Here is a 20,929-nt window from a genome sequence, read left to right on the forward strand (position 1 = left end):
ATTAAGACTCGCCTATTAATGGGTTTAATTTGTTATCTATTGCTTCACGGGCACGGAAAATACGCGAACGCACCGTCCCGACTGGGCAATCCATCACCACGGCTATTTCTTCATAGCTCATCCCTTCGATTTCTCGTAGAGTGATCGCGGTTTTAAGATCTTCAGGCAAACTATCAATGGTGTTAAAAATCACTGCGCGAACTTCTTCGCTTAGTAGCAAGTTTTCAGGGGATGCATTTGAACGCATTGCATCAGACCCTTCATAAAACTCTGCATCGTCAGCATCTATATCATTTGCTGGCGGTTTGCGGCCCTGAGCCACTAAGTAATTTTTAGCACAATTAACGGCGATACGGTATAACCAAGTATAAAAGGCACTGTCCCCTCTAAAGTTTGGAAGTGCGCGGTATGCTTTAATAAAAGCTTCTTGAGCAACATCAGCAATATCGCCTTGATTTGATACATAACGTGAAATCAAACCGGCTATTTTGTTCTGATACTTCTTTACTAAAAGATTGAAGGCATTTTTATCGCCCTGCTGGACCCTTTTTACTAGCGCTAAATCCAAATCCTGCTCGCTCATTCGAGCCGGTACTCCTCTGTCTGATTATTGCTTGTCATTCATATCCTGCCATTGTTTACAAATACTCTGACTGCTGCATGAATGAAAAGTTCTGTTTAATATTATTTTTTTATAAAATAGCATATAAATATGTTGGCGAAAGTTGAAAATCACTAATAGTGTCGCGCCAAATATGATACATATACGCCTATCATAATATTATTATTTGCTCATTACTGTTTATACATTAGTATCTGGGCATTGTAACCGCAAAGACCACGGACATGAACCAAAATAAACACCATATCACGGATGTCGCTATTATTGGCAGCGGCGCAGCTGGCCTCTCATTAGCATTATCTTTAGCTAATCACTGTAAAGTTACCGTGATCAGTAAAGGTGAATTGACGGAAGGTTCCACACTTTATGCACAAGGCGGCATTGCTGCCGTGTTTGATAAAAAGAATGACAGCATTGAATCTCACGTACAAGACACCTTAGATGCCGGTGGTGGTTTATGTGACAAAGCCGCCGTGCAATACACCGCTAGTAATGCCCATGATTGCTTGCAATGGCTAATCGAGCAAGGCGTGCCTTTTGATATGGAGTTTGATAGCAAAGGCAAAGAGCGCTTTCATTTAACCCGTGAAGGCGGCCATAGCCATCGTCGAATTTTGCACGCTGCAGATGCTACCGGCCGAGCAGTGCAAACAACGCTAATAAGCCAAGTACAAGCGCACCCAGAAATCACCTTATTAGAACAATACAACGCAATAGATTTAATTGGTGATAAAAAATTAGGCCAAAACGGTAAACATATCCATGGCGTATATATGTGGAACCGAGCGGCAAAGAAAGTCGAAACAATTTCAGCTAAGTTTGTAGCCTTAGCAACCGGTGGTGCCAGTAAAGTATACCTTTACACATCCAACCCTGATGTATCCAGTGGTGATGGTATCGCCATGGCTTGGCGGGCAGGTTGTAGAGTAGCTAATATGGAATTTAACCAATTCCACCCGACCAGTTTATATCACCCAGAGCTACAAAACTTTCTGATCACCGAAGCGATGCGCGGTGAAGGTGCTTATTTAAAGCGCCCTGACGGCACACGATTCATGAAAGACTTTGACGAGCGTGAAGAGCTCGCACCACGCGATATTGTTGCCCGCGCTATCGATTTTGAGATGAAGCGCCTAGGTGCTAACTGTGTGTATTTAGATATCAGTCATAAAGATAAAGACTTTATTATTGAGCATTTCCCGACCATTTATGCAAAATGCTTAAGTGTCGGGCTCGATATCACTAAAGATCCAATTCCAGTGGTTCCTGCGGCACATTATACCTGTGGTGGAGTAATGACTGACTTTAACGGCAAGACCGATCTAGATAACTTATATGCGGTAGGCGAAGTCGCTTATACGGGGCTACATGGCGCTAATCGCATGGCCAGTAATTCATTACTAGAGTGCATTGTGTTCGCGCACGCCGCAGCAAAAGATATTTTAGCAAAAATACAACATAGTCCAGCATTAAAAGTGCTGCCGATGTGGGATGAAAGCCGCGTAACTAACTCAGATGAAGAAGTGGTGATCACCCATAATTGGCATGAACTAAGACTATTTATGTGGGACTATGTTGGCATTGTGCGTTCAACTAAACGCCTAGAACGTGCGTTACACCGAGTTGAATTACTACAACAAGAAATTCGTGATTATTATGCAAACTTCCGCGTTTCGAATAACTTGCTTGAACTGCGTAATTTAGTGCAAGTAGCAGAGCTTATAATTCGCAGTGCAATGGAGCGAAAAGAAAGCAGAGGCTTGCATTATACGATTGACTACCCACAGTTAAATGATAATCCAACGCCCACTATTTTAACTCCGCTTGCTCATGACGAGCAGCCAAAGTAAGACGTTTCAAGCGCACAAAACTCAGTTCATCAACCCCGCTGGCATTAATAATCAGCCAGTGGGAGCTTGCAAAGCCATTAATATATAACCAAACACTGCTTTGATAAACACGGCTTTTGTTACTGATATGGCCATTTATTTTTAGCGTATTATTTTCAAAACGACATTGCGTAGAATCTAATATAAAAACGCCTTGCTGAGGATGGAATTTTTTATACCAGTGCCAACTCACATAGCCAAAAACAGTACTACTGGCGACACAAATAAATTGCGCTAATATGCTAGTTAAAAATAAGCTATAACACACTGCGAACAAGCTAAAGTAGACCACAAAAGGCCTGTGGTCTGGAACATTATTAGTAACCCTAAACCTATACACGAACTCGGTCTAAAATCAGTTGTACCATCTGTTTAAGCTCAGGATCTTTACATTCTTGATGGCCCATAAACCACGCAAATAGATCGGGATCATCCGCTTCTAGCAAACGTTGAAGAACAGCTTGCTGCTGTACAGATAACGAATCAAATGCCTCATCTACAAATGGCATAAATAACACATCTAGTTCTAACATGCCGCGGCGACAAGCCCAGCGGATACGCGCTTTATTGTGAATTTCAGTCATTTTTTACCTCGTACTAAGTTACTTAGCAGTTTAACAAATTGCACCTGAATAAACAGCTATTTATGCATCTATACCAGCAGCGCTAACTACGGTATTATACGCGCCTACATTTATTGTAAAGCAGGTTTTTATGTCAACAGTACACGCATGCCCTTTATCACATCAGCTGATCCGCATTAGCGGTGTTGATAAACTCGCCTACCTTCATGGCCAAATTACCCAAGATATTAATAAGCTCAACCAAACCAACTTCTTATGGGCTGGGCACTGTAATGCCAAAGGTAAATTATGGAGTGTAGCAAAGTTATTTGCTTATCAGGATAGTTACTATTTAGCAGCATCAGCGGTTGAAACCACTCAATCTTTAACGGAATTAAAAAAGTATGCGGTGTTTTCAAAAGTTGAAATACAAGCTGCTACCAGCAAGTTAATTGGTTTAATCGGTGATGATCTAGCTGCAACCTTAAATGCGTTGAACATTCATTTTAATGAGCAAGATAGCGCTTGCGATTTTAGTCATGGTAAAGCACTAAAATTAGCAAAAAACCGCATTTTACTGATGGTTAATGATGAATTTTCACTGCCTGATGAGGTTATCGCCCTTGAAAACGACGCGCTGTGGCACCAACATAGTATTTTAGCGGGTGAGCCTGAGCTCAATGAAGCGGCACTCGGTGAATACGTACCACAAATGGTTAACCTGCAAGCAATCGGTGGAGTAAGCTTTCGTAAAGGCTGTTACACAGGCCAAGAAACCGTTGCCCGCATGAAATACCTTGGTAAAAATAAACGCGCTATGTATATCGTATCAGGGCACAGCGATGGAGAATTAGCAGAGCCAGAGCTTGAAACCCAAATGGGTGAAAACTGGCGTCGTGCTGGCAAATTAATAAGCCAAGCCTACAATCAACAAAGTAAAACCTTATTTGGCCTTGTTGTGTTGCCAAACGACAGTGAACCTAGTCAGTTACTGCGTGCAAAACATGCCCCAACGGTAGAGCTATCAATCCTTCCTCTACCCTACTCTCTCGAAGACGAATAAATAGGAGTGACTATGATCGTTGCAACAAATAAAGTGGTAAAAATGCATTATTCAGTCATGGATAATGACAAAAACTCTATCGATAACTCATTTGATGGTGAGCCACTAATCTTTATCGTTGGTACCGGTTACTTAATTCAAGGCCTAGAAGATGCCCTACAAGGTAAAAAAGCGGGCGACACACTCAGTGTTACTGTGCCACCAGAGCAAGGTTATGGCGAACGCCATGATGATCTGATGCAAGCAGTACCAAAGTCGATGTTTGAAGGTATGGAAATTGAAGTTGGTATGCAATTTCGTGCCTCAACAGATGACGGCGATCAATCTGTAATGATCATTGATATTCAAGAAGAAGATGTAATTGTTGATGGTAATAACCCACTCGCTGGCATCACTTTAAACTTTGATGTAGAAATACTTGAAGTGCGTGATGCAACAGCAGACGAACTAGAGCATGGCCATGTTCATGGTGATGGCGGCTGTGGTCACGATCACTAATATCGACTTAAACCGACAATAAAAAAAGCGCTACTGCGCTTTTTTTATATCTATAATTTAATCAAACGAGTGTAGGCTCTGCTATTGGCTCGCTTATCTTACCCGCCAACGCTGCCAGTAAACCATCTTGGTCGTTAGTTCCCAAGCGATATTGGCTACCATCTTTTAAAGTTAGCTGTACTGCGCTAAATCCTGACACTGTGTATACCCAACCATCATGGGTAATACGTAAGCCAATACCATGACGAAAAGAATTTTCTACTGCTTTAGCTTCAATAATATCCACTAGCTGCAACTTATCACCAAACACACCAGGACCAAAACCCCAGCTAATTTGGCTGTCATCAACTTTAATGGTTAAACCATGGAACAAAAAACCCACCAGCACTAAAATCGCTGCAAATACCATTAACGGCATATCGGCACCAATTAAATACCAAGCTAAACCAACAAAGCTGGCAATCCAGCTTAGAATAACAAAAATGAACAGTGCAAATTGCTTATGCTGATACATAACACTCTCTAAAATATTAAAAACTATAAACTAATGTCGCACTTAGTTCTGAATCAAACTTTAACTTGTCGTCTTCCGGCTTAGAATTATAACGATATAAATAAGTAAACTTTAATGATATAGCACCCATCACTTGGCTGATCAATGATGTTTCTGACTTTAATCGTGAGTTTAATCCTGACAATGATTGCTCAATACTTAAATCTTGATTGAAACGTGTTCGAGTCGAGACAGTTCGCTCCCACTGCAGTGCTAAACGTAATAAATAGCCGGTTTTGGTTTTGTCTTGCTCATCTTCAAGCTCAGCATCATCTTGCGCCACCGAGCGGTATAAACCAGGCCCTATATCAAAATCAACTTGGTTTTTTACCCCTTGATACAAACGGTTACCATAACCTGCCGCAAGCGTACTTTTAAACTCAAGACCACTGAATTCATCTTCTTCATAATCACCATACATAAAGAATGAGGCGTTTTTTACCCCAACTTTATAGTTGCCCTGCGCAGAGAAAAATATACGGTTTGCCGAGACTTCATCATTACCAGTAGCATCGTTACGATCACGTTTATATAAACTATCTATTTTGAATTGATTACGCCATTTATCAAGGTCTTGATATAAGTTACCTTTGAACTTAAAACTGGTCGAGTTAGTATTACCGCGACTAACAATAAGTCCAAATTCAGTATCGCCGTATAATAGTTCGCCTTGATGGATTTTATGGATCTCTTCATCTGAGAGTTGACCATACTCATGAAAGTCTTCAAAAGGATCAACTGCCCAGACTTTAAAGCTAAGCAGGCAGCCCAACAACAGCAGTAACCTAATCACTGTTCGCTCACTGTGTTGATATTTAAAACAAGGCTGTTTTCACTAAGATACTGCATCTAGATTATTCGCTATCTTTCCATAATATATGACAAAACGGCGCATCTTTATCACGGCTAATCAAAATTTTAGCAAATAGAATATCTTGATTATCGAATTCAAGTCCCACTAACACCTGAATAAATAATTCTGGCTCTATTTCTAATGCAACAAAATCTTGCCATTGATCATCAGGCTCGCCTTCTTCAATAAAGCCAAGCTCTTCTCGATGCTGGTTAAAATCATCAACATCTTGCTCACTAAGGTTATCTGGGGCTAACTCTAAAAAGATATCGTAAGCTTGATGCGTTACTTCTTCTTCACTGTATAAACGGGGTCCTGTCATTGCCATAAACCTTTCATGATGCTAATGCCAGATATAGTATCAAACCTCAGCAAATTTTTGACAAAAAAAAGCCAGGTTTCCCTGACTTTTTTTATACAAAGCTTATTTTACGCTTATGAAGTCGCTGTACCCTTTATTTTTTCGCGCATTGACTGCACCAAACTATAAAATAACGGCACCAACAAAGTACCCAATATAGTCGCTGCTAACATGCCGGCTAGCACAGTGACACCCAGCGATACACGGCTTCCCGCTCCAGCGCCAGTTGCAAATACTAACGGTAATACACCTAATACAAATGAAAGAGCCGTCATTAATACCGCACGAAACCTCATTTTAGCTGCACTAAGAGCCGCATCAAAAATACTCTTACCTGCAAGCCGCTCTTCCATCGCAAATTCTACAATCAAGATTGCAGTTTTGGTCGACATACCTATAAGCAGTACTAAGCCTACTTGCGCATAAATATTATTTTCTATACCCAAAACGTATAACGCTAACATTGCACCAAACATTGCCAGTGGAATCGCTGCTATAACTGAAAAAGGGATCGTCCAACTTTCATATTGTGCAACCAAGAACAAGTAAACAAATAGAACGGCCAAAGCAAATAGCAACGGTGCCATATTGCCAGCTTCAATTTCTTGTTTAGATTGCCCTGCCCATTCAAATACATAGCCATTAGGTAACTGCTTAGCTAGCTCTTCCATGGCAGCTATTGCATCACCACTTGAGAACCCCGCAGCTGCTTGACCACTAATACTCGCACTACGATATAAATTAAAGTGCTTGAGGGTTGTTGGCCCAAGAATTGGTTCAAGTTTAGCAAGTGTCGTTAATGGCACCATGTCACCTTCATTGTTACGCACAAAATAATGCTGCAAGTCTGAGGGATTTTTACGGAACTCACTCTCAGCTTGCATGATTACTTTGTAAGTACGGCTAAACTGATTAAAATCGTTAATATATAATGAACCGAGCTGGGCTTGCAGCGTTAAGAATATGTCACTTAATGCAACCCCTTGAGCTTTAGCTTTATTGCGATCTATCTCTAAAAAGTACTGCGGTACATTTGCTCTAAAAGTACTGTACACATTACTCAAGCTTGGATGTTGGTTCGCTTCATATACCAGCCCATTAAGTACTTGTGCCAACTCAATAGGATCTCGGCCTTCACTGTCTTGCAGACGAAACTCAAAACCAGCGCTATTACCCAAACCAGGAATTGGCGGCGGGTTAAATACCATTATCTGCGCATCAGGCATAGTCCACATTTTTCCCATCAAACGACCAATCACTGACTTTAAGCCAAGTTCAGTACTGGTGCGCTCTTCCCAGTCTTTTAAAATAACAATACCTAAAGCATTATTTGAACCCGCCCCGCCAATCAAAGAAAAACCGGATACAGCAATAAAATCGGTTGCAGCTGGTTCTTGTTTAATAATGTCACCTATTTTATGCATCACATCAACAGTGCGTCCCGAAGCCGCCGCATCTGGTAATTGCACATCTACAAATACAAAGCCTTGGTCTTCGGCTGGGACAAAGCCTGTTGGAACGCTTTTAGCAAGCCAACCTGCCGCTACAAAAATAACTAAGGCAAAAATAGCCATTCTCGCTGAGCGTTTTAGAATAAAGTGGATAATTTTAGAATAGATGGAGGTTGATTTAACAATGCCTTTTTCAACTGGCGCCAGCCATTTTATCGGTTTCATTGACTTTTCAGTTAACAATAAGGCACATAAAGCTGGGCTTAGGGTTAATGCGTTAACGGACGAAATTAATACCGCAAACGAAATCGTTACAGAAAACTGCTTATAAAGCTCCCCAGTAATACCTGGCATGAAGCCTACTGGCACAAATACAGCTAATAAAACTAGGGTGGTCGCAATTATAGGCCCGGTTACTTGCTCCATCGCTTTAGTGACAGCCTCTTTAATCGGCAGCTTTTCTTCTTTGAGGATCCGCTCAACATTCTCAATTACAATAATTGCATCATCTACCACAATACCGATCGCTAGCACTAAACCAAATAAGGTGATTAAGTTAATTGAGTAACCCATAGCCATCATAAAAGCAAACGTGCCCACCAACGATACTGGAATGGCAATAGTTGGAATAAGTGTCGCGCGCCAATTTTGTAAAAACAAAAACACCACTAAAACAACCAGGCCAACAGCTTGAAATAATGTAACAATCACTTCTTCGATTGAGCGATTGATAAACTCTGTCGTATCGTATGGTATTGAGTATTCAACACCATCTGGTAATTGCTTAGCAAGCTCTGCCATGGTGGCTTTAACATCACTTGCCACTTGCGTTGCATTGGCATCTGTTAATTGGTAAATAACTATAAAAGCAGTATCTTGCTGGTTTAACTTAGCTGTAGTGCTGTAATCTGCTGAGCCAAGTTCAATGCGAGCAATATCAGTCAAACGTACAAAGTTACCATCTTGATTAGCACGAATAATTGTTTGGCCAAATTCATTTGGAGTTTTTAAACGCCCTTTAGCCTGAATTGAATATTCAAACTGCTGACTTGGTGAGCTCGGTGCCGCACCTAACTTACCAGCTGCAACTATAGTGTTCTGCTCTTGTAATGCCGCCCTAACTTCGCCTACTGTCAGCCCTAACGCCGCCATTTTATCTGGGCGTAACCACAATCGCATTGAGTAGGTTTTCTCACCCATAACTTCAGCCGATGCCACGCCTTTAATTCGGCCCAGCGGTTCAGTTAAGTAGTTTGTTGCATAGTTACTTAAAAAAATGGCATCAATGTTTGCTTGGCTAGAATACAAGTTAATACCCAATAACATTGAACTGGATTTTTTCTTAACCGATACACCTTGGCGGGTTACTTCGCTGGGTAACCCCGGTTCAGCTAAGGCAACACGGTTTTGCACATTTACTTGAGCAATATCAGTATCCGTGCCCACCTTAAAGTATACCGTAATCGTAGCCGTGCCATTATTACTGGAGCTGGACTCGATATACATCATATCTTTGACACCATTGACTTGCTCTTCAATGGGCCTGACCACTGACTCTTCCACTATTTGCGCACTGGCACCTGGGTAAACTGCGGTGATCTGTATTTGCGGTGGAGTAATCTCGGGATACATATTAACTGGCAGCAAACCCATGGAAATCAAACCCGCTAGCGTAATCACTATCGAAATGACTAGGGCAAATTTAGGCCGCGCGATAAACGTTTTACTTATCATGTGCGTTTCCTTTAGTTTGCAGCGTCTGGTTGGCTAGAAATTGTACCTGTGGTGTGATCGACCTTTTTTTCGACTGGTTTAACTTCGACCCCTTGACGTACTTTTTGTAAACCTTCAACAATCACTTGCTCACCTTCTTCAAGACCCGATTTAACGACCCACATCGCATTTATACGCCGTCCTAATTGCACAATACGCGTTGCAACTTTATTATCTTCACCCACTACTAATACAAATTTACCTTGTTGATTTTCTTGTACTGCAGCTTGAGGAATAAGTGCTTGCAGTTGCTTATCTTTACTTTCAACAATTAAGGTGACAAATAAGCCTGGCATTATAATGTTCTGTGGATTAGCGAATGTAGCTCTTAATTCAACAGTGCCAGTACTGCGATCAATTTTCGTATCGGCAAAATCTAACTGCCCTTTTGATCCCAAGTCCGAGTTATTTGGCAAACGCAGGGATAAATCTATTGGTACATTTTGAGGGTTATTAGCACTATCTTGATGTTTTTGACGATAACTAATGTAATCGCCTTCTTCGACCTGGAAGTTAACATAAATTGGATCCACATCAGTCAATTCCGCCAATTCATTTGAGGAAGGGCTAACAATGTTGCCTACGTCATAATTAACCTTACCGATACGCCCTGCAAACGGCGCTTTTATCTCGGTGTAACTTAGATTTAATTTTGCTTTTTCAAGGCTGGCCTTTGCAGAAATAACAGCAGCAGCGGCTTGCTCATATTTAGTGGTTAATTTATCTAAATCAGATTGTGAAATAAACCCTTGTGCAGCAACTTCTTTACCGCGTTTTAAATCACGAGACGCACCATCTTCGCCAGCAAGTTTACTTTTTAAGTCTGCTTCAATTTCAGCAACAGAGGATTGGTATTCACTTGGGTCAATTCTTAGTAATAACTGTCCTTTTTCAACAAATGAGCCTTCATCAAAATGACGTTCAATTAATTCCCCCTCAACACGAGCGCGAATTTTTACTTCCTGATGAGCTTCCGTGCGAGCAACAAACTCTCGATAATTCCCCACCTCTTGGGTAACAACATTAAATACTGAAACCGCGGGAGGTGGAGCGACTTGTTTGGTAGCGTTATCATCTGAACAACCAGCTAAAAAAGCGATTAATGTTGTACCAACTACCCCTTTGATCGCTAATGACATGTAAGTTCCTAAAATGCTAGGCGTGAACCTTTTTAGCATGGTTTATCTCCTTGGTAGCTGCGCAACTACCTTTATGTATGTATTTAAATTATCCTTAAACGTCAAGTTACGTTCAGAGGCTATTATTGGCTGATTATATAACAAGCCACTCGATTAAAAATATAGACCAATTTGTAATCATTTGTATCTCAAGTTAATAATAACTGACTCTAAAACAGCTTGTTTTTCAAAAAAAGCCACGCTTTACATCAATTCAATTAACTCGTAAGCTAAACTGAAACAGGTCAGAGGAGTTGACATGATTAACTTTGAAACACAACAGGCAATCGCCTTCGTTACATTATCCCGAAAAGATAAACAAAATGCGTTGAATTTTGTCATGTTCAAACAGCTGACAAGTATTATTAAAAAAATTAAAAAAGACCCGACTATCCGCGCTGTCGTTATTCAAGGTGATGGTGAGCATTTTTGTGCTGGACTGGATGTTGCTGCCGTTATGAAAAGTCCCATAAATATTGCCAAGTTGCTATTTAAATGGTTGCCGGGTAACTGTAATTTAGCGCAGCAAGTTGTGCTGGGTTGGCAATCACTAAGTGTGCCGGTATTCGCAGTCGTCCAAGGTAATTGCTTTGGTGGTGGCCTGCAAATAGCTCTTGGGGCTGATTATCGGATTGTGCACCCAGATGCTAAATTAGCCATTATGGAAGCGCGCTGGGGACTATGCCCTGATATGGGTGCAAATGTTGTACTACCTAGCTTACTAAAACGTGACGATGCCATGTGGCTTGCCAGTCATGCAGATCCTATTAGTGCTGATAAAGCGCTGCAATTAGGGTTAATAACCGAAGTAAATGCGGATCCAAAACAACGCTGTTTAGCAATGATCAATACCTTATTAGCTCGCTCACCGGATACTTTAGCGGCAATAAAACGCGTTACTCAACAAAGTTTTAACACTCCAAGAAGACAAATTTTAGCAAAAGAAACCATTAGCCAAATTCGTCTGCTTATTAACAGCAATACAAAAAAGGCCATTGCAAAAGCCAAAGGCGCCGATAACATTGAGTATCAAAACAGTAAACGTTGGTAACAAATTCACTTAATATCAACGCTAAGCAATAAGTCGCATAGTTTTCAACAAGCAAATATGATGAAGTATAATACGACCTGTAGTGAGTAAATAATCAATGGATCCCCGACCCCAAGTGCTTAAAAAAATCTTCCCTTATTTACTCAGCAGCTGTTTGATTTTGGGTTGTTTGGCGATAGCAAAAATAATCATGCACTGGCTGCAAGGCAGCTTTCCAGCCCCCCTCTTAGCGATGCTAATGCTACTTACGTTACTTTTAACAAACGTAGTTAAAGAGCATCACTTAACTCCCTGTGCTAAGCCATTATTAAATGTCATGCCGCTTTTTTTCATCCCTGCTGGAGTTGGTTTTATCGAACACCTTGAGATCATCGCCCTGCAATGGCAATTTCTCAGTGCAGTTTTCATTTTGGTGCCATTGACCAGCTTACTGCTTATCGCAACGGTGATCAGTGTATTTAAAGGCAGGATTGAACATGATTGATCTATGGTGGTTAAGTATTCCTGTAATTATCACGCTGTTTTTAGGATTAAGGAAGCTCAATACAACCATTAACAATCCTTTATTAAAAGCGCTGACTAATCCCGTTTTTATCACTATTACGCTTATAGCCATATTACTAGTGAGTTTTTCACTGCCCTACTCGCAATTTGCCAGCCATAGCCGGTTATTAAGCTATTTACTGGAGCCTGCCATTGTTGCGCTTGCATTACCGCTATATCAACAATTTGTGCATATACGAAGAAATCTCCTGCTGATTGTTGGCTGCTGTAGTTTGGGCATAATCAATGCCACTGTGGTTGCAACCTTACTCAGTGCCGCATTTAATGTGCCTGCACAATTAGCAGCATCTGTTGCCGCTTTATCGGTCACTACTCCCATTACTCTATTAGTGACTGATTCACTCGGAGGCATTGCTTCGTTGGCAGCTGCGATGGTGATTTTTATCGGCTTATTAGGTGCTTTGTTCGCGCTACTTATTCTTCGTCAGGTGGGCATTTATAACCATCAGGCACAAGGCGTTGCGATTGGTACTGCATTTCATGCAATAGGCACCGCCGCCGCACTTGTTGAGCATCCGCGTATTGGTGCATTTGCTTCAGTGGCAATGGCACTGAGCGCATTACTTACCGCTTTAATCGTACCATTACTTTATCCTTTTTTGAGTCAAGCTCTGCTATGATGAAATAGTTTAACCACTTTATTTATGGATAATAGATGATCAGTACAGAAATCCAACAAGTTGAAAAATACTACACCATGATCAGTGAGTACCTCGTTAAGTACAGCATGCAATTAGTTGGCGCATTGTTGATCTTGATTTTTGGTTTGTGGGTGGCACAAAAAATATCTAAGATGATTGCCGCTTTAATGGCGCGTAATAATATTGATATTACTCTCACTAATTTTGTCAGTAATGTAGTGAAAGTATTGTTTATCGTTATGTTCATTATTATTGCGCTAGGTAAAATTGGCATAAGTGTCACACCTTTTGTCGCTGCAATTGGTGCAGCTTCTCTTGGTGCTGGTTTAGCATTGCAAGGGATGTTATCAAATTATGGCGCAGGCTTGGCTATTATTGCCACCCGCCCCTTTATCGTTGGTGACACGATTGAAGTTAAAAATGTCAGCGGCCAAGTAAAAACCATTGAGCTAGGTTACACCATTTTGATCAATGAAGAAAAAGTCGAAATTACTATTCCTAACAAACACATCGTTGGCGAAATACTGCATAACTCATTTAATTATTCATTGGTCAAAGGTGAAATTGATATTGCCTATAATGCCAGTGCTGAGCATGCTATAGAGCTTATAGAAAACGTATTGAAAGACCATGAGTTAGTCGCAAATGAACCGCTATCACAAGTTGGCATTGAACGGTTTGCTGAAAGTGGAGTAACTATTAGTTACCGCTACTGGGTGCCGACGACGAAAATAATTGAAACCAAGCTGGCCGTAAACGGTGGTGTATATAGTGCGATTCAAGGTGCGGATATTGAAATTCCATTCCCACAACGAATTGTTACCATTAATAAAAATGAACTAAATAGCTAATTTTTAAAGGATAAAAATGCGGAGCCGTTCAGTATGTACAGCTAAATACATTGCTTTAATTATTCTTATTATACTTTGCTGGTCAGAGCAATTTAACAGCTATGTCATGGATTTTCTTGACCAAACCTTAGTGCAGTCATCATTAGTTTATGCTTCTGCGCGCAGTGTTAACGGCATTATTTCTTTATTGCAGTCGGCTGAAGTCGGTATTGGTATAGCCAGCATAGCGCCTGCACAATTGCTTGATCCGGTGAACGATTTAGCCGAATACATTGCCGATGCGATGCGCATATCATTAGGCTCACTGTTTATCCAGCGGATTTTATTTACTATTTCATCAGGGATATTTTTTAGCACCTTGTTTACCGCCAGTGTCATTAGTTATTTAGTCTGTGATTATTTTGGGTATTTAAAACAGCTTAAAGGTAAGTTACTCGCTAGCCTGATTTTAGTGCGGTTTTTAATTCCATTTGTAGTACTTGCAACTGGGCTCGCCAGCCAAGCCTTTCTAGATGAAGAAATTAATTATCAAAATCAATATGTTGAAAAGACCGTAGACACACTTAGCGTACAGGCTAATGCAACCTCCACACTATCAGCACAACTGAGCGCAAAAATTAACAGTGACAAGCAAACAACTCTCGATGAACTCGAACTTATTGCCGTTCAGCAACAACAATTAAAAGCAATTATTACAGATAACCAACAGCAGCTTGAGCAATTAAATAAGCAAATTGACGCCATTCAAACGACCCGCAGTTTAGCCGAAAAACTCACCTTAACAGAGCTTCCCGAGGCTAAACAATTACTGCAAAAACAACGCGAGTTAAAGCAACAACAAGCATCTATCAACAATCAGTTCGCCGCGTTATATCAACAGAAAGCTCAACTGCAACAACAGCTGCATGATTATAACGACCAACTAGCAGGTAATTCTGGCAATTTAATTAGCAAAGTCGTTGATACCGTTACCACTGGCATTACAGATATGGCTAATTCTTTAGAGGGCTTATTTATTGAATTTTTAAACTTAGTGTCGTTACTAATCATCAAATTATTTATCATGCCTTTGCTCTTCTTATATTTATTTAGTAAGGCATTTAAAGCTATTTGGCAACGTTCCGTGCTGCAAGCATTAGCGCAAATGAAAACAGAAATACACACCACCATCACAGAAAAATAACCGCTATATCATGCTTAGGGTCACATCAGCTCAGCATGAAAGCGATGCCCTAATGGGTCATTTTAAAACTAACAATTAAAAAATTAAAACCAATAAAAACAGATAGATAAAATAAAAAGCATTGAATGAAAGGAAACCTAAATAGCTTTACTCTCACTGCAGAAGTCTTTCTTTTGTCACGGTTTTGTCATAAAAGTTATTTAGCTTGCATCGCATACATGGCTAACTTAGGACTTTACTCGTGCCAACACTTAAACCACTTGCTTATGCACTGAGCATATTAACACTCACAGCAACATTAGGCGCTTGCAGCAGCCAAGATGTTAATTCCACTCAACCAAGCCAAACTACACTAAAGCTTAACAGCACACCATTTTGGCAACAAAATAATGCTCAAGGATCGCAAGCTGCTTGGCTTTTTGATGATGCATGGTTACTAGCCAGTGAAAGCCAAGGCTTAATTGTAGTAGAGCAAAATAAACAACATAGCGAAGTACTTAACGCGGGTAACTTTGAAACTCTGTCAGTGCGTACTATTGGCGATAATCGCTTTTTAGTGACCAGTATTGATAATGAACGTGATCTGGTTGCCGTTTTCACCCTAACTAAAAGTAACGGCAACTGGCAGCTAACGGAGCACACACCGATTGTTGCACCGCAAGCAAAACCTGAAGCGGTCTGCCTATTTAACAATCACAATACGGGGAGTATTTCTGCTTTTGTTGCTGATGTTCGCGGCTTAATGCGCGAAACCTTAATTTATAACTTTGCCACAGAGCAAACCACTAACATTGCGGTCCGAGAATTTGCCGGTGTAAATGAAGCTGCGGGTTGTGCGGTTAATGATGTAAGCCAACAATTATTTATCAGTGAAGAAGAACTTGGCATTTGGCAAATGAACGCCAATGCAGAATCTTCAGCGAGTAAACAACCTCTTACCATGGTTGCTCCCTTTGGTGAACTGGCCAGCGGTATTGGCGCATTAACCACCAGCACTGATGGCAGCCTCTGGTTTACTAGCAGCAGCAATAACACCCTATACCGATATAATCCAGAGCAAGGTATACAACAAAAGTGGCGTGTCTCTGGAGATCTCAGTATTGGTTCTGTGGTAATTGATAATAACGCCACTACTGCTCAAGCCATTATGTATGACGATGAAAGTGGCGCGTACCGCAGCAGCCAGTTAATTTTAGACCCAATCACCAGTACGACAAAAACCAACACCACCACTGCAAAAACAGCACATGTGTATGCAAACGTGCAAACGACACCAGTTGCAGCATTTGGTGATGCCGCAGACGATCCAGCCATCTGGGTGCATCCAACCGACGCCGCTAAAAGCTTGATCATTGGCACCGATAAACGTCACGGACTGATGATCTATAACTTAGCTGGAGAGCAAATTCAAAGCCTTGACGTAGGTAGAGTTAACAATGTTGACGTTCGTCAAAGTAGTAATATCAACAACCCAACTCACACTCTAATTGCAGCCAGTAACCGCAGTGAAAATAGCATTAGTTTGTTCACTGTCGACATACAAAACAGCGTACACCACTTAGGTAGCGTGGCTACCAATTTGAGTGAGATTTATGGCTTATGCATGTATTCATCGAAATCAGGTGACTATGTATTTGTGAATGATAAATCAGGGTTATATCAGCAATATAAAATAACCAGCCAACAGCAACAGGTATCAGGCAAACTGGTGCGCGAATTTACTTTACCGAGCCAACCGGAAGGTTGTAGTAGTGATGATAAAAATGGGGAACTTTTTGCCGGTGAAGAAGACGCTGGTATTTGGTTTATTAATGCTGAACCTGATACAAAACAACAGCCGATATTACTGCAATCAGTTGATAACATGCTGGTTGATGATGTAGAAGGTATGGAGATTTATCATGGTAAAGACGAGCGCTTATTAGTGGTATCTAGCCAAGGTGACGATAGTTATGTCGTGTATCGCATAAATAAAGGTGAAAAACACCCTACCCTTGAGTTTGTCAGTAAGTTTAATATTCTTGCAAACTTAAATAACGGTATTGATGGCGTGTCAGAAACCGATGGCTTAACCGTTACAGCCAAACCGCTGCCTGGCTACCCTCTTGGCGTATTAATAGTGCAAGATGGCTACAATCGTATGCCACAGCAACCACAAAATTTTAAACTGGTGGATTGGCGCCAAGTACATTCACTTGTCCATGGCGACGCTAAGTAAACGAAACAAATATAGCCGTCACTTGGCGGCTATATTACCGTTGTTAACCACCAAATAACTAACACCAACACAGTCAAACCAAGCATTGCTTTGGTTTTATGTTTTGTAATAATTCGCTCCGCTTGATTGCCTGCATAATACACCACCAGCGCCAGACCAAAATACCGAATTGAACGAGCAATAGTCGTCGCAATTAAAAACATTATTAATGAATATTTGGTCGCACCCGCTGCGAGCATAGCTATTTGAAAAGGGATTGGCACTATCCCCAACATTATTACAAACCAAAAACCTTGCTGCTGCATTTGCTGTTCTACGTGTTCAAACTGCTCTGGATTTGAAAAGGTATTGATCACCCAATCGCCAACCGCATCAAACAAGTAATAGCCAAGCGCGTAACCAAACAAAGCCCCAATAATACAGCCTAAAGTCGCCATTAAGGCTATCAGCCAAAGCTTTTCACGCCGCGCTTGCATCAACGGCACCAATACTGCTTCAAGAGGAATAGGAACTATTGTTGACTCTAAAAATGAAGCCGCCGTTATGCTGGTTAACATATGCTTTGAATCAATAAATTGTCGTGTTTTTTGCTTTAAGCGCTGCATAACAGCCATAGTATCACCTTGGTAGTACTTATAAGTTATATTTATAAGCATATTGCAAGCTCAATACCAGCCTTGCATAATTAATAAGTACATTGTTTTATAAGCATTTTTTAATAAAATTTAACAGGAACAGGCAAATAAATTTAACTGATAGTGTAAAAACCCCCAATTAAAATTGTAAATTTTACTGTAATCAATCGCTTAGGGATTAAGCAATGTAATATTGGCTACGGCCGCTATTTTTCGCTTTGTACAAGGCTTGATCAGCACGTTTAACTACCTCATTAAACGCTTCTTCTGGGGCCTTAAATGACACACCAATACTTACACTTACCGTTCGATTAGCAGCAAGTTCAATGGTATGTGCAAGTGATAGTAATTGCTCACTTAAATCGCAGGCTTTTGGTCGGTTATCACCGGGCAGGTATATTGCAAACTCTTCACCACCTAAACGTGCAAAGACACTATTATTCGGTAAAGCTTTGGCATATAAAGATGATAATTCGATCAGTACTTGATCCCCCCTATCGTGACCAAACTGATCATTAATCACTTTAAAAAAATCGATATCAATAAGCAAAATTGTATACGGGGCTGATTGATTTTTTTGCATATATTGATAAAAGAATTGGCGGTTCGCTATTTGGGTTAAGTAATCAGTGATCAGCTCTTTTGATAACTGCTGCTGCACACTTGTTAAATCGCCTATAGTTAGCTTTAAACCATAACAAGTAAACAACATGCCTGCAGTACGTAAAACATCCTCAACATAAATACCAATAAACAAAGGCTGGATCAGCACTTCATCAAGTAGATCAAAGGTTAAACCCGCCGACCACAATAATAAACCAATGCTTAAATTAACATAAGCAAAAACTGATAAGTTGGCCCTTTGGACAATGATAAAAATAGCCACCACAATTAATAGGTTAATTGCGTCGGTAAGGACACCATTAAAAAAAATACTGTTATCTAATTCAGGATAGAAATAAATATACGAGGTAACTATTAAAAACAGAGTAACTACAAATACAGCTGAAAACACGTGTTGTAAGGTGTTTTTTGCCGTTTGTTGTTGAAGTTTATTATCACTGTATTTCATACACGTTTCGCTGATTAAGTGAGCGCTATATTAAATAACGCTATCACAAGCTAATGAATATATAGCTTTTAAATACAACTGCCGTTTTATATCACTGGAGCTGATTTTTTAAGTTCCTAACACCAGCACCAACCTGAGTTTACACACCTAAACAAGGTATTTTAACCACAGCATTTTTTGTATTTTTTATTACTGCCACACGAACATGGATCATTACGTTGTGGTGTTTTTTCAAAAACTTGAGTAACAGGTTTATTAAGCACAATATCTAAAGGAGTAATATCTTCAGCAAGCGTACTATCAACACGAATATCTGCAAATAAATCATTAGCTATCAAAATAGCGTTTATTTCAAGCTCACGTGCAGCGCTTTGCACCTGTAAAACGAGCGGATTTTCTTCGCTACCAGGTTTTACTTTCGGTTTAGGCTGATAAGTACCTTGATTATTTTTACCCATAATATCGGGCTTACCACGATAGAAAAATTTTGACACCTGCGTTCCTAACTGTCATTTAAAGCAACTCACCGCGAGTAGCTAAAGGCTGCGCAGTCTAACAGAATTTAATGCTGTTAGCGCGCATCTTTAAAATCGATAATGAAGCTAATAAACTTTAGTCGTCTTCAGGTGCTTGTGCTGCTTTTATTCGCTCTTGGTTTTCTTGCATTTGCTCAAATGCAGCTTTGATTTCATCAAGCACTGAATCAACATCAGCCTCAGCATGGTTATCTGCAACCTCACCGTAAAGAACAGTTTCTGCTGTTAATTCACCCGCTTGATACAAAGCCCACATTTCTTCACCAAAACGCGTATCGAGTATTTCTGGTGCGTACTGCCCGTAATACAAGCGCATGTTGCGTACATCACGTAAAAACATTTCTTGCGCATTGTTATTCGCCGCCGCATTTACTGCCTGCGGTAAATCAATCACCACCGGACCGTAGCTATCTACTAACACATTAAATTCAGACAAATCACCATGCACAATACCCGCACATAGCATTAAGCGAATGTAATGAACCATAGTAGCGTGATCTTCAATTGCCTGCTCAGCAGTTAAACTCACATCATTTAAACGCGGCGCAACATCACCATCATTATCGGTGACTAAATCCATGATCAGTACACCATCGTAACAACCATGAGGTTGTGGTACTTTTACGCCAACCCGAGAAAGCGTGAAAAGCGCATCTACTTCCGCATTTTGCCACACGTTTTCTTGTTCTTTACGACCAAACTTAGAGCCTTTTTCCATCGCACGACCGCGGCGACTATTGCGTACTTTACGTCCTTCTTGGTATTTTACTGCTTGTTTAAAACTTCGGTGTTGTACATCTTTGTACACTTTCGCACAGCGAATATGCTCGCCACAGCGAACCACATAAACCGAGGCTTCTTTTCCACTCATTAATTGGCTGATGACTTCATCAACGATACCGTCTTCTATTAACGGTAAAATCTGTTTTGGCGTTTTCATGACACTCTTATACCGTACTTAGGCATACCTTGTAATCTTCTCGCAAACTATTTTATCTGACAGACCCTTACGTTAAAGCAAAAGCAGACGAAAACCAATGCTAATAAGCGCACAATTGACCTTATCAAGCATGTTAAAGAACAAAAAACTTGACTAAATCGGCTAAATCCACAAACTGCGAAGTTAACAGCCCAAATTATACTTACTTTATATGAATTCAGAAATACGCTATCGCTTTCAATCTGGTCAAATCGCTAATCGTTTTTTAAACGAATTAAAGCATTGGCCTGTCGCCCGGGTAAAAACAAAACTTCTTAATGGTGGTTTTGACGTTAAAGTAAATTATCAATTCGATGGCGCGGGGTTTGATTACACTTGCGCAGAACTTGATGAATTAGCCGCAAAACATGCCGGTGAAGAAGTTAGCTAAGTAT

22 protein-coding genes are annotated in these 20,929 nt (G+C 40.5%); 10 read left to right on the top strand and 12 right to left on the bottom strand.

From position 1 onward, the window contains the following. Nucleotide 1 precedes the first annotated feature (1 nt). Nucleotides 2-583 (bottom strand): RNA polymerase sigma factor RpoE, encoded by a 582-nt coding sequence (gene rpoE / locus H5163_RS04575; RefSeq protein WP_145237609.1) that lies wholly within the window; start codon nucleotides 581-583, stop codon nucleotides 2-4. Nucleotides 584-846: 263 nt separating this feature from the next. On the opposite strand from rpoE, the gene nadB reads away from it, so the two are divergent. Continuing rightward, on the top strand, nucleotides 847-2,472 hold the full coding sequence (gene nadB / locus H5163_RS04580; RefSeq protein ID WP_145237612.1) for an L-aspartate oxidase: 1,626 nt from the start codon (nucleotides 847-849) through the stop codon (nucleotides 2,470-2,472). Here the strand turns inward: nadB and H5163_RS04585 are convergent. Together H5163_RS04585 and H5163_RS04590 are read right to left on the bottom strand one after the other, a co-directional pair. Further along, nucleotides 2,432-2,803 carry a hypothetical protein gene (locus H5163_RS04585; protein WP_310736638.1) on the bottom strand — a complete coding sequence of 124 codons (372 nt, stop codon included), beginning with the start codon at nucleotides 2,801-2,803 and terminating at the stop codon, nucleotides 2,432-2,434. The two genes, nadB and H5163_RS04585, sit on opposite strands and share 41 nt — an antisense overlap. A gap of 40 nt (nucleotides 2,804-2,843) precedes the next feature. Next, entirely contained in the window at nucleotides 2,844-3,095 is a 252-nt protein-coding gene (locus H5163_RS04590) for a succinate dehydrogenase assembly factor 2 (protein WP_054205400.1), read from the bottom strand. A 130-nt stretch (nucleotides 3,096-3,225) separates the two neighbouring features. On the opposite strand from H5163_RS04590, the gene ygfZ reads away from it, so the two are divergent. Next, nucleotides 3,226-4,137 carry a tRNA-modifying protein YgfZ gene (ygfZ, locus tag H5163_RS04595; protein ID WP_145237616.1) on the top strand — a complete coding sequence of 304 codons (912 nt, stop codon included), beginning with the start codon at nucleotides 3,226-3,228 and terminating at the stop codon, nucleotides 4,135-4,137. Nucleotides 4,138-4,149: 12 nt separating this feature from the next. Continuing rightward, nucleotides 4,150-4,635 carry a peptidylprolyl isomerase gene (locus H5163_RS04600; RefSeq protein WP_145237619.1) on the top strand — a complete coding sequence of 162 codons (486 nt, stop codon included), beginning with the start codon at nucleotides 4,150-4,152 and terminating at the stop codon, nucleotides 4,633-4,635. Between the two features lie 61 nt (nucleotides 4,636-4,696). Here H5163_RS04600 and H5163_RS04605 read toward each other — a convergent pair whose 3' ends face one another. From H5163_RS04605 to H5163_RS04625, 5 genes are all read right to left on the bottom strand, one after another. Continuing rightward, nucleotides 4,697-5,149: a hypothetical protein gene (locus H5163_RS04605; protein WP_145237622.1), complete on the bottom strand. Its 453-nt coding sequence runs from the start codon at nucleotides 5,147-5,149 to the stop codon at nucleotides 4,697-4,699. Between the two features lie 16 nt (nucleotides 5,150-5,165). Beyond that, entirely contained in the window at nucleotides 5,166-5,981 is an 816-nt protein-coding gene (locus H5163_RS04610; RefSeq protein ID WP_182731873.1) for a DUF481 domain-containing protein, read from the bottom strand. A gap of 61 nt (nucleotides 5,982-6,042) precedes the next feature. Then, a complete protein-coding gene (locus H5163_RS04615; protein ID WP_145237630.1) occupies nucleotides 6,043-6,363 on the bottom strand; it encodes an HI1450 family dsDNA-mimic protein in 321 nt (106 codons plus the stop codon). 113 nt (nucleotides 6,364-6,476) lie between these two features. Beyond that, nucleotides 6,477-9,587 carry an efflux RND transporter permease subunit gene (locus tag H5163_RS04620; protein WP_182734486.1) on the bottom strand — a complete coding sequence of 1,037 codons (3,111 nt, stop codon included), beginning with the start codon at nucleotides 9,585-9,587 and terminating at the stop codon, nucleotides 6,477-6,479. An 11-nt stretch (nucleotides 9,588-9,598) separates the two neighbouring features. Next, nucleotides 9,599-10,765 carry an efflux RND transporter periplasmic adaptor subunit gene (locus tag H5163_RS04625; RefSeq protein WP_182731872.1) on the bottom strand — a complete coding sequence of 389 codons (1,167 nt, stop codon included), beginning with the start codon at nucleotides 10,763-10,765 and terminating at the stop codon, nucleotides 9,599-9,601. Nucleotides 10,766-11,063: 298 nt separating this feature from the next. Between H5163_RS04625 and H5163_RS04630 the strand changes: the two genes are divergently transcribed. The 6 genes from H5163_RS04630 to H5163_RS04655 all read left to right on the top strand — a co-directional run bounded on the left by H5163_RS04630 (nucleotide 11,064) and on the right by H5163_RS04655 (nucleotide 17,312). Continuing rightward, entirely contained in the window at nucleotides 11,064-11,855 is a 792-nt protein-coding gene (locus H5163_RS04630; RefSeq protein WP_182716997.1) for a crotonase/enoyl-CoA hydratase family protein, read from the top strand. A gap of 97 nt (nucleotides 11,856-11,952) precedes the next feature. Next, a complete protein-coding gene (locus H5163_RS04635; RefSeq protein WP_145237642.1) occupies nucleotides 11,953-12,339 on the top strand; it encodes a CidA/LrgA family protein in 387 nt (128 codons plus the stop codon). Continuing rightward, nucleotides 12,332-13,039, top strand: a complete 708-nt coding sequence (locus tag H5163_RS04640; protein ID WP_145237644.1) for an LrgB family protein — start codon at nucleotides 12,332-12,334, stop codon at nucleotides 13,037-13,039. The genes H5163_RS04635 and H5163_RS04640 overlap by 8 nt, the downstream gene beginning before the upstream one ends. Before the next feature lie 35 nt (nucleotides 13,040-13,074). Next, on the top strand, nucleotides 13,075-13,911 hold the full coding sequence (locus H5163_RS04645) for a mechanosensitive ion channel family protein (RefSeq protein ID WP_182734488.1): 837 nt from the start codon (nucleotides 13,075-13,077) through the stop codon (nucleotides 13,909-13,911). 16 nt (nucleotides 13,912-13,927) lie between these two features. Further along, the gene (locus H5163_RS04650; RefSeq protein WP_182734490.1) at nucleotides 13,928-15,094 is read left to right on the top strand and encodes a hypothetical protein; all 1,167 of its coding nucleotides are present in this window, start codon (nucleotides 13,928-13,930) and stop codon (nucleotides 15,092-15,094) included. Between the two features lie 241 nt (nucleotides 15,095-15,335). Continuing rightward, nucleotides 15,336-17,312, top strand: a complete 1,977-nt coding sequence (locus H5163_RS04655; protein ID WP_182734492.1) for a phytase — start codon at nucleotides 15,336-15,338, stop codon at nucleotides 17,310-17,312. A 29-nt stretch (nucleotides 17,313-17,341) separates the two neighbouring features. On the opposite strand, the gene H5163_RS04660 is transcribed toward H5163_RS04655, so the two are convergent. From H5163_RS04660 to H5163_RS04675, 4 genes are all read right to left on the bottom strand, one after another. Beyond that, nucleotides 17,342-17,926, bottom strand: coding sequence for a YqaA family protein (locus H5163_RS04660; RefSeq protein WP_145237660.1), 585 nt, complete (start codon nucleotides 17,924-17,926; stop codon nucleotides 17,342-17,344). A 199-nt stretch (nucleotides 17,927-18,125) separates the two neighbouring features. Next, nucleotides 18,126-19,019 (bottom strand): GGDEF domain-containing protein, encoded by an 894-nt coding sequence (locus H5163_RS21245; RefSeq protein ID WP_259398275.1) that lies wholly within the window; start codon nucleotides 19,017-19,019, stop codon nucleotides 18,126-18,128. A gap of 161 nt (nucleotides 19,020-19,180) precedes the next feature. After that, on the bottom strand, nucleotides 19,181-19,513 hold the full coding sequence (locus tag H5163_RS04670; protein ID WP_145237663.1) for a PBPRA1643 family SWIM/SEC-C metal-binding motif protein: 333 nt from the start codon (nucleotides 19,511-19,513) through the stop codon (nucleotides 19,181-19,183). Nucleotides 19,514-19,631: 118 nt separating this feature from the next. Beyond that, on the bottom strand, nucleotides 19,632-20,495 hold the full coding sequence (locus H5163_RS04675; RefSeq protein ID WP_145237666.1) for a PA4780 family RIO1-like protein kinase: 864 nt from the start codon (nucleotides 20,493-20,495) through the stop codon (nucleotides 19,632-19,634). A 211-nt stretch (nucleotides 20,496-20,706) separates the two neighbouring features. Here H5163_RS04675 and H5163_RS04680 point away from each other — a divergent pair, with 211 nt between their 5' ends. Further along, nucleotides 20,707-20,925: a hypothetical protein gene (locus tag H5163_RS04680; protein ID WP_145237669.1), complete on the top strand. Its 219-nt coding sequence runs from the start codon at nucleotides 20,707-20,709 to the stop codon at nucleotides 20,923-20,925. The last annotated feature ends 4 nt before the right edge of the window (nucleotides 20,926-20,929 follow it).

Source organism: Pseudoalteromonas sp. SG44-8 (genome assembly GCF_014164125.1).
Taxonomy (GTDB): Bacteria; Pseudomonadota; Gammaproteobacteria; order Enterobacterales; family Alteromonadaceae; genus Pseudoalteromonas; species Pseudoalteromonas rhizosphaerae.

What these genes read in the sequence shown, in the direction of transcription:
- nadB (WP_145237612.1), top strand. Translation starts at nt 847, where the DNA reads ATGAACCAAAATAAACACCATATCACGGATGTCGCTATTATTGGCAGC.
- H5163_RS04625 (WP_182731872.1), bottom strand. Translation starts at nt 10,765, where the DNA reads ATGTCATTAGCGATCAAAGGGGTAGTTGGTACAACATTAATCGCTTTT.
- H5163_RS04590 (WP_054205400.1), bottom strand. Translation starts at nt 3,095, where the DNA reads ATGACTGAAATTCACAATAAAGCGCGTATCCGCTGGGCTTGTCGCCGC.
- H5163_RS04600 (WP_145237619.1), top strand. Translation starts at nt 4,150, where the DNA reads ATGATCGTTGCAACAAATAAAGTGGTAAAAATGCATTATTCAGTCATG.
- H5163_RS21245 (WP_259398275.1), bottom strand. Translation starts at nt 19,019, where the DNA reads ATGAAATACAGTGATAATAAACTTCAACAACAAACGGCAAAAAACACC.
- H5163_RS04640 (WP_145237644.1), top strand. Translation starts at nt 12,332, where the DNA reads ATGATTGATCTATGGTGGTTAAGTATTCCTGTAATTATCACGCTGTTT.
- H5163_RS04650 (WP_182734490.1), top strand. Translation starts at nt 13,928, where the DNA reads ATGCGGAGCCGTTCAGTATGTACAGCTAAATACATTGCTTTAATTATT.
- H5163_RS04680 (WP_145237669.1), top strand. Translation starts at nt 20,707, where the DNA reads ATGAATTCAGAAATACGCTATCGCTTTCAATCTGGTCAAATCGCTAAT.
- H5163_RS04605 (WP_145237622.1), bottom strand. Translation starts at nt 5,149, where the DNA reads ATGTATCAGCATAAGCAATTTGCACTGTTCATTTTTGTTATTCTAAGC.
- rpoE (WP_145237609.1), bottom strand. Translation starts at nt 583, where the DNA reads ATGAGCGAGCAGGATTTGGATTTAGCGCTAGTAAAAAGGGTCCAGCAG.
- H5163_RS04645 (WP_182734488.1), top strand. Translation starts at nt 13,075, where the DNA reads ATGATCAGTACAGAAATCCAACAAGTTGAAAAATACTACACCATGATC.
- H5163_RS04620 (WP_182734486.1), bottom strand. Translation starts at nt 9,587, where the DNA reads ATGATAAGTAAAACGTTTATCGCGCGGCCTAAATTTGCCCTAGTCATT.
- ygfZ (WP_145237616.1), top strand. Translation starts at nt 3,226, where the DNA reads ATGTCAACAGTACACGCATGCCCTTTATCACATCAGCTGATCCGCATT.
- H5163_RS04635 (WP_145237642.1), top strand. Translation starts at nt 11,953, where the DNA reads ATGGATCCCCGACCCCAAGTGCTTAAAAAAATCTTCCCTTATTTACTC.
- H5163_RS04675 (WP_145237666.1), bottom strand. Translation starts at nt 20,495, where the DNA reads ATGAAAACGCCAAAACAGATTTTACCGTTAATAGAAGACGGTATCGTT.
- H5163_RS04660 (WP_145237660.1), bottom strand. Translation starts at nt 17,926, where the DNA reads ATGGCTGTTATGCAGCGCTTAAAGCAAAAAACACGACAATTTATTGAT.
- H5163_RS04615 (WP_145237630.1), bottom strand. Translation starts at nt 6,363, where the DNA reads ATGACAGGACCCCGTTTATACAGTGAAGAAGAAGTAACGCATCAAGCT.
- H5163_RS04630 (WP_182716997.1), top strand. Translation starts at nt 11,064, where the DNA reads ATGATTAACTTTGAAACACAACAGGCAATCGCCTTCGTTACATTATCC.